The organism is Acidithiobacillus sp. 'AMD consortium', from assembly GCF_008926505.1.
Classification (GTDB): Bacteria; Pseudomonadota; Gammaproteobacteria; order Acidithiobacillales; family Acidithiobacillaceae; genus Acidithiobacillus; species Acidithiobacillus ferridurans.
In genome coordinates, this window is the sequence record NZ_CP044411.1 from 2926925 (window position 1) to 2933811 (window position 6887).

At 63.8% G+C, this 6887-nt stretch carries 8 protein-coding genes; all 8 read right to left on the reverse strand.

Annotation, left to right across the window (positions count from 1 at the left end; translation table 11 throughout):
- Nucleotides 1–17 precede the first annotated feature (17 nt).
- A complete protein-coding gene (locus F6A13_RS15245; RefSeq protein ID WP_126604730.1) occupies nt 18–806 on the reverse strand; it encodes a uroporphyrinogen-III synthase in 789 nt (262 codons plus the stop codon).
- Nucleotides 803–1723: a hydroxymethylbilane synthase gene (gene hemC, locus F6A13_RS15250; protein WP_126604729.1), complete on the reverse strand. Its 921-nt coding sequence runs from the start codon at nt 1721–1723 to the stop codon at nt 803–805. The genes F6A13_RS15245 and hemC overlap by 4 nt, the downstream gene beginning before the upstream one ends.
- Before the next feature lie 92 nt (nt 1724–1815).
- Complete coding sequence (locus F6A13_RS15255; protein WP_225981873.1) at nt 1816–2121, reverse strand: ComEA family DNA-binding protein; 306 nt, start codon at nt 2119–2121, stop codon at nt 1816–1818.
- Between the two features lie 36 nt (nt 2122–2157).
- The gene (locus F6A13_RS15260; RefSeq protein WP_113527336.1) at nt 2158–2553 is read right to left on the reverse strand and encodes an HIT family protein; all 396 of its coding nucleotides are present in this window, start codon (nt 2551–2553) and stop codon (nt 2158–2160) included.
- A complete protein-coding gene (gene hemL, locus F6A13_RS15265) occupies nt 2550–3842 on the reverse strand; it encodes a glutamate-1-semialdehyde 2,1-aminomutase (RefSeq protein WP_126605690.1) in 1293 nt (430 codons plus the stop codon). The genes F6A13_RS15260 and hemL overlap by 4 nt, the downstream gene beginning before the upstream one ends.
- A 2-nt stretch (nt 3843–3844) precedes the next feature.
- Nucleotides 3845–4498: a thiamine phosphate synthase gene (thiE, locus tag F6A13_RS15270; protein WP_126604728.1), complete on the reverse strand. Its 654-nt coding sequence runs from the start codon at nt 4496–4498 to the stop codon at nt 3845–3847.
- Complete coding sequence (gene thiD, locus F6A13_RS15275; protein WP_126604727.1) at nt 4477–5319, reverse strand: bifunctional hydroxymethylpyrimidine kinase/phosphomethylpyrimidine kinase; 843 nt, start codon at nt 5317–5319, stop codon at nt 4477–4479. The genes thiE and thiD overlap by 22 nt, the downstream gene beginning before the upstream one ends.
- A 295-nt stretch (nt 5320–5614) precedes the next feature.
- On the reverse strand, nt 5615–6400 hold the full coding sequence (locus tag F6A13_RS15280; RefSeq protein ID WP_126604726.1) for an SDR family oxidoreductase: 786 nt from the start codon (nt 6398–6400) through the stop codon (nt 5615–5617).
- Between the last annotated feature and the right edge of the window lie 487 nt (nt 6401–6887).

Here is a 6887-nt window from a genome sequence, read left to right on the forward strand (position 1 = left end):
CGGCGGATCGAGCGGGTTCATGGGGCAGGCGCCAGGCCTTGCGCCCACACCGTCAGCGCCGCCAGCATGCCAGCCGTACTGGCCTCCGGGGCGATCCATGGGGCGGGCAGACCGACCGTGGTGACGGCCTCAGCGGTGAGGGGGCTGATGGCGATGATGGGCGTGTTTTTCAACCAGCGTTGCCCCAGCCCCCCCACCATCTGATAGAAATTATTGAAGATCTCCGGGCTGGTCACGGTGACTGCATCCAGCTCGCCACGCGCCCAGGCATGCAGCAACGGCGTCGGGTTGGTGCCGGGCAACCGGCGCCGGTAGCAGAGCACCTGGTCGGTGATGGCTCCCCGCTCATCCAGGGTCTTCTCCAGCAACTCCCGGCCCTGATCACCGGCAAACAGCGCGATGCGCTGCCCACGCACGTCCAGCAGTTCTGGACTTTCCAGCAAACCCTCGGAGCTGAAACGCCGGGGGACCAGGTCGACCTGCAGACCAAACTCACGCAACGCCTTGGCGGTCTCCCGTCCCACCGCCGCAATGCGCGGCCCCACCGGCCAGGACAGGTTGCGGCTCTGCAGGCGACTGAGGGCGAAGGCGACGGCATTACGGCTGGAAAAAATCACCCAGTCATAGGCCACAAGCCGATGCAAGGCGTCATCCAGGGACTGCCAGTTCTCCGGCGCCTCGATCTCTACGGCGGGAAACAGTATGGCGCGCGCGCCTTGCGCCTCCAACAAGGTCAGCATCTCGCCGGCCTGCGCGCGCGGCCGGGTAACCACGATGCCCTTGCCTCGCAGGATGGTGCTGTTCATGGGTTCCGGACATCCTCGATAATCTCTGCCGCCCCTTGCGCGACCAAGGCCGCAGCGACGGCCATGCCGAGGGCGACGGGGTCGCTGCCCCTCGCCTCGGCATGCAGTACCCGGCGCCCGTCGGGGGTGGCGACCAGCCCGCGCAGGAGCATCTGCGGGCCCTGCCATCGGGCGAGCGCCGCCACCGGGAGCTGGCAATCCCCGCCCAGCACCCGATTCATGCTGCGTTCCGCCAGCACGCAGTTCTGGGTATCGGCATCGGCCAGGGGTGCCAGCAGTTCCCGGGTCCGCCCGTCGTCGCGGCGCGCCTCGATGCCTATGGCCCCTTGCCCCACCGCCGGCAGAGAGCAGTCGATGTCCAGCAGATGGGTGATGCGATCTGGCAAACCAAGGCGCTTGAGGCCCGCAGCGGCGAGAATGATCGCGTCATAATGCCCCTCGTCCAGCCTACGCAAGCGCGTAGCGACATTGCCGCGCAGGTCATCGACCCGCAAATGGGGGTAGCGCTCCAGTAATTGCGCCCGCCGCCGCAGGCTGGAGCTTCCCACCCGTGCACCCACCGGCAGGGCGTCGGGATGCAGAAAGGTATTGCTGACGAAAGCATCCCGGACATCCTCCCGGGCCATGATGGCGACGATTTCCAGACCATCCGGCTGTAGCGCCGGCACATCCTTCATGGAGTGCACGGCAACATCCACCCGCCGCTGCTGCAGGGCATCCTCGATTTCCTTGACAAAGAGGCCCTTGCCGCCCAGCGCATGCAGGGGTGCCTCCAGAAGAACGTCGCCGCTGGTGGTCATGGTGATGATCTCGACCGCCATCCCCGGGTGAAGCCGCAACAGGGCAGCGCGAACGTGCTCTGCCTGCCAGACGGCCAGCGGGCTGGCACGGGTACCAATGCGAAGGGAGTGCGGCATATCGGCTCGGCGGCTCTGATGATGATCAGGAGAAGAAAGGGTTATTCACCTTAACAGCGCGGTTTTTTCTGTCAAGGGCGGCACGGCGGCGCTCACCGCGAAACCGGGGTCACCACCACCCTCGCGCGCAGCGTCTGCGCCATCTTGGGACCAAGCACCGCAGCGAGGGAGGCGGGGCCGGGAAAGGGGCCATGCGCCTCCCGAAAAGCGATGATCGCGGCGGACCGTTTTTCGCCAATGCCCGGCAGGCAGCGCAGCCGGGCCGCATCGGCGTGATTGATGTCGACGGCAACCGGGCAGCCTGTCCCGGCGGCCTGCGCCCACGCGCCCGCGGCCATCATGCACAAGGACACCAAGCCCAGCCACAACCCTTGCCGGGCCGTTTTCCCCCGTCGCAACGGTACCCCCTCCCTCTGTGTAAATGCGTTGCGCGCTTAACCCCGCAACGCCGCACGTATCCTATCCCCCATCGCCGCCAGCTCCGCCGCCGGGGTATCTCTGGCGTTAGCGAAACTCAGGTCCGGGATGGCGTTCATCGGGATCAGATGCACATGGGCATGGGGCACTTCCAGCCCCGCCACCATGATCCCGACCCGCTTGCAGCCGGTGACCTGCTCCAGCGCCGGCACGACGCGTTTGGCAAAGGGCAGAAGCCCCGCCAGGGTTGCGTCGTCCAGCGTAAAAATATAATCGTGCTCCACCTTGGGAATGACCAGGGTATGCCCCGGCCGTACCGGGCGGATATCGAGAAAGGCCAGATAACGATCGTCTTCCAGCACTTTCTGCGCCGGGATTTCACCGTTGATGATGCGGCTGAACAGGGTGCTCATACGTCCTCCTTGAGAGTGGCCAGAACGGCCTCGGCGGCATCCAGGGTGGCGGCGATCTCGGTATCACCATGGGCTGCCGAGAGGAAACCCGCCTCATAGGCGCTGGGGGCGAGATACACCCCGCGCGCCAGCAGGCCGTGGAAAAAGCGGGCGTAGCGTTGGCTGTCGGCCGCCATCACCGCATCAAAACCGCGCACCGGCTGTTCCGCAAAGAACCAGCCGAACATGCCCGGCACATAATTGATCTGCATCGGCACGCCCGCGGCTTCCGCCCGCTCGGCCAGGCCGTCGCAGAGCACCGCCGTCTGCGCCGCCAGGCGCTCATGGAAACCCGGCACCGTCAGCAGCCGCAGGGTCGCCAGTCCGGCGGCCATGGCCACCGGATTGCCAGATAGTGTCCCTGCCTGATATACCGGTCCGATGGGTGCCAGATATTCCATCACTTCCCGTGGACCGCCGACGGCACCCACCGGCAGACCGCCGCCGATGATCTTGCCCAGCGTGGTCAGGTCGGGCCGTACCCCGTAGAGCGCCTGTGCGCCTCCCACGGCCACCCGGAATCCGGTCATCACCTCGTCGAAGATCAGCATACACCCGTATTGATCACAAACGGCGCGCAGCCCTTCCAGAAAGCCCGGCTCCGGCGGCACGCAGCCCATATTGCCAGCCACCGGCTCGACAATGATGGTGGCCACATCGAAGCCGAACTGTGACATCATTTCCTCCACCGCCGGGAGGTCGTTATACGGCAGCACCAGGGTATTCTGACTGACCTCGCGCGGAACCCCGGCGCTGGAAGGCTGCCCCAGGGTCAGCGCCCCGGACCCGGCCTTTACCAGCAGACTGTCGCTGTGACCGTGATAATTGCCCTCGAATTTGATGATCCTGTCGCGCCCGGTGTAACCGCGCGCCAGACGAATGGCGGTCATCACCGCCTCGGTGCCACTGGACGTCATGCGCACCGATTCGATACTCGGCACCAGAGCGCAGACCAGTTCCGCCATCTCCACCTCGATGGCGGTGGGCGCACCAAAGCTCAACCCCTTGTTCACCTGCGCATGCACCGCCGCCAGCACCTCCGGATGGCCGTGGCCGTGAATCATCGGTCCCCAGGAGCCCACATAATCGAGATAGCGCTTGCCTTCCACATCCCAGACGAAGGGTCCTTCGGCGTGGTCGATGAAAATCGGGTCACCGCCCACACCGCGAAAGGCCCGGACCGGTGAATTCACCCCGCCCGGAATGCACTGTTGCGCCATCTGGAACAGCGCGTGTGAAGTCTGCGTCATCATCACTCCTTACGGTTACTGAACAGGGCGGTAAGGCGTCGTGCCGCCCCTTCCACATCCTCTGCGGCGAAAACGCCGGAAATTACCGCCAGGGCATCCGCACCAGCCGCAATCAAGGCAGACCCATTGGCCTCCGTGATGCCGCCGATGGCGACAATGGGCAGGTCGATCATCGCGCGCGCCACCGTCAGGACATCCACACTGACCATCGGCGCCTGCGGTTTGCTGGGAGAGGCGAAAAAGGACCCGAAGGCCACGTAGTCCGCCCCCCGCGTCGCCGCCTCCTGCGCCTGCGGCACCGATCCATAGCAGGAAACCCCGATGAGTATGGCGCGGCCGAATTGCGCACGCAATGCCGCCGGGGGCGCATCTTCTGCCCCCACATGCAGGGCGGGAGCGCCGACAGCCTGTGCCAGCCGGGGATCATCATTGACGACGAACAGGGCGTCGTACTGCGCACATAGTTCTCGCAAGGCGCCCGCCTGCATGCGCCGTCGCCGCGCGTCGGTCACGGCATCGCCCTTATCCCGGTATTGCAGGATGCGCGCCCCCCCGCGCAGCGCCGCCTCGGCGCGCGCCAGGAAAACCGGCTCCGGCATCAGATGCGCGTCGGTGATGGCATATAGCCCAGAAATCAAATGGTTATCTCCGGCCACCCGGCCCCCTCCCGATGCCTGCGCGCCCAAAAGAACCGGTCCGGAAAATACTGCCCTTTCCCCAGCGGGTAAGCATGGACCAGACAGGCATGGGTAAAATCCAGTGCCCGCGCCACGGCGTCCTCCATGGTCAAACCATGTGCCAGACCCGCCGCCAGCGCGGCCGCCAGGGTACATCCCGAACCGTGGTAACTGTGGGGCAGGCGCGCCTGCCGGAAAGTGCGTCGCAAGACCTCGCCCCGAAACAGCAGGTTCTCCAGTTCCGGCTCCTCGCCGTGCCCGCCGCTGATCAGCGCCCACTCCGCTCCATAGCGGTTGAGCCAAACACCCGCCGCCCGCAAATCGTCGGCGCCCGACAAGGCCAGCGCTTCCGGGCCATTGGGCGTCATGGCGGTCACTCGGGGCAGCAATTGTGCCACCAGGGCTTCGCGCAATCCGGCCCCGGCCAGGGCGGCGCCGCCTCCGGCCGCCAGCACTGGGTCCAGTACCACGGGAATCTGCGAATGGTCCGCCAACAGCGCGCTCACCGCCGCCACCATAGCCGCGCTGCCCAGCATCCCAATCTTGATGACCTGTACGGACATGTCCTCCAGCACGGCACGGGCCTGGGCTATGGTATCCCGCGGATCGACCGGCGTGTAGCCGCGGACATTCACCGAATCCTGAACGGTCAGCGCGGTGACCGCCGTGCAGCCATGCACCCCCAGGCTGGCCAGGGTCAGCAGGTCGGCCTGCAAGCCCGCACCCGCACTGGGATCGGAGCCGGCAATAGTTAGAACGACGGGCAAAGGACCCACCGCTTCCGGATGACGGGATTCCATCAGGGTTGAATCCTCCAAATCAAAGGGGCATGCACCAACAACCATTACGGGGCTCTAGTCTGGTACAAAAACCTGTGGATAACTTTGTGGATACTTTGCCCGTAGCAGTGATTCCGTCATGACAAGGATATCCCCACGCCGGGAAAAATGGCCATTCAAAAAATAATTTGCATGCATAACAGTAATATATAAAAACTAATGAAACATGATTCCCAACAAATCCCCTTAACTGCTGTTTTAACGTCTTTGTGGAAAACTTTCTTCATCCAGAAGGCGGCTCCAACCGCCACGTGGGTCAGGATTCCGCCGCGTCATCGCCCGTCCTCCGCTGTTTTCCCGCTACCCTGGCAAAAATCGGGTCATAGATGGCTATGGGCAGATGCCGCAGGAGGGTGCCCAGCACCGCCATCTGCCAAGGCAGAACGCACCATGGCCGACCCCGGTCGATGGCTCGCCGCATTTTCGCCGCAGCCTGGTCCACCGGCATCAACCAGGGCATCGGGTAGTGATTTTCCGCGGTCATGGGCGTGGCCACATAGCCGGGGGCGATGCTGCACACGCGGATGCCGCGATCTCGCAGTTCCAGGCGCAGGCTCTCCAGGTAGGCTATCGCTCCCGCCTTGGACGCTGAATACGCCGCCGCACCCGGCAGTCCGCGAAAACCGGCGACGCTGGCGATGCCCACAATCCGCGCCTGTGGCGCCAGATAGGGCAGGAAGGCGCCGCAGGTCGTCTCTACTCCGATCAGATTGGTGGCCACGATTTCAGCGAAAACGGTGCGATCCGCCGGTTCCGCCGTCAGCGTGCCGTGACTGATGCCCGCGTTGGCGATCAGCACGGCGACGGGTCCGAAGTCTCTGGCAAAATCCGCTGCAATCCGGTCGAGGGCGGCGCCGTCGCAGACATCGACCGTTTGCAACTCCGCCCGCGCACCCCGCGCGCACACCTGAACGGCCGTTTCCTGCAAAGCCGTCCGGCGACGCCCGAGGAGCAGGACCACTCGCCCCGGCTCCGCATAGGCCAGCGCCAGCGCCCGGCCAATGCCGCTACCCGCCCCGGTGATCACTACCGCGCCCATCATCGTCGACGCCCGCCTCTCACCCCGCCCGCATCGGACACCAGTTCACCCGCAACCGCCTTTCATTAAAGCACTATATTCTATTTAACAGTAATTTGTCTATGTCATAAAAGTCATACCCACCTGAAAACACAAGGGACATGATAACTGTCATACTGCAGATATAAATCGCGTTTTAATAAATAAAAGTCAATATAAAACAAATGTTAATGTAGATGTTTTACAATACAAAAAATAAATGTACGTATTATTTTTCAGGAGCATTCTGTCTCTAATTTACCAGGAAACCGCCGCGCCGCCGAAAATCCGTCGGCCATAGCGACGTGCTGGCATGTACCGCTGCAACTGGATATACTCCACGGACGGAGAATTATGGTGAAACGCCCTTCCCGTTGCGGGAAGCGAGTCCCCTCTGCTGCCGCGTGCCACTGCACTTGGCAGCGCCGGGGCAAAGCACCGTTCACCTTCAGACCCTCTGACCAGGTTACGC

What these genes read in the sequence shown, in the direction of transcription:
- hemC (WP_126604729.1), bottom strand. Translation starts at nt 1,723, where the DNA reads ATGCCGCACTCCCTTCGCATTGGTACCCGTGCCAGCCCGCTGGCCGTC.
- F6A13_RS15280 (WP_126604726.1), bottom strand. Translation starts at nt 6,400, where the DNA reads ATGATGGGCGCGGTAGTGATCACCGGGGCGGGTAGCGGCATTGGCCGG.
- F6A13_RS15260 (WP_113527336.1), bottom strand. Translation starts at nt 2,553, where the DNA reads ATGAGCACCCTGTTCAGCCGCATCATCAACGGTGAAATCCCGGCGCAG.
- thiD (WP_126604727.1), bottom strand. Translation starts at nt 5,319, where the DNA reads ATGGAATCCCGTCATCCGGAAGCGGTGGGTCCTTTGCCCGTCGTTCTA.
- hemL (WP_126605690.1), bottom strand. Translation starts at nt 3,842, where the DNA reads ATGACGCAGACTTCACACGCGCTGTTCCAGATGGCGCAACAGTGCATT.
- F6A13_RS15245 (WP_126604730.1), bottom strand. Translation starts at nt 806, where the DNA reads ATGAACAGCACCATCCTGCGAGGCAAGGGCATCGTGGTTACCCGGCCG.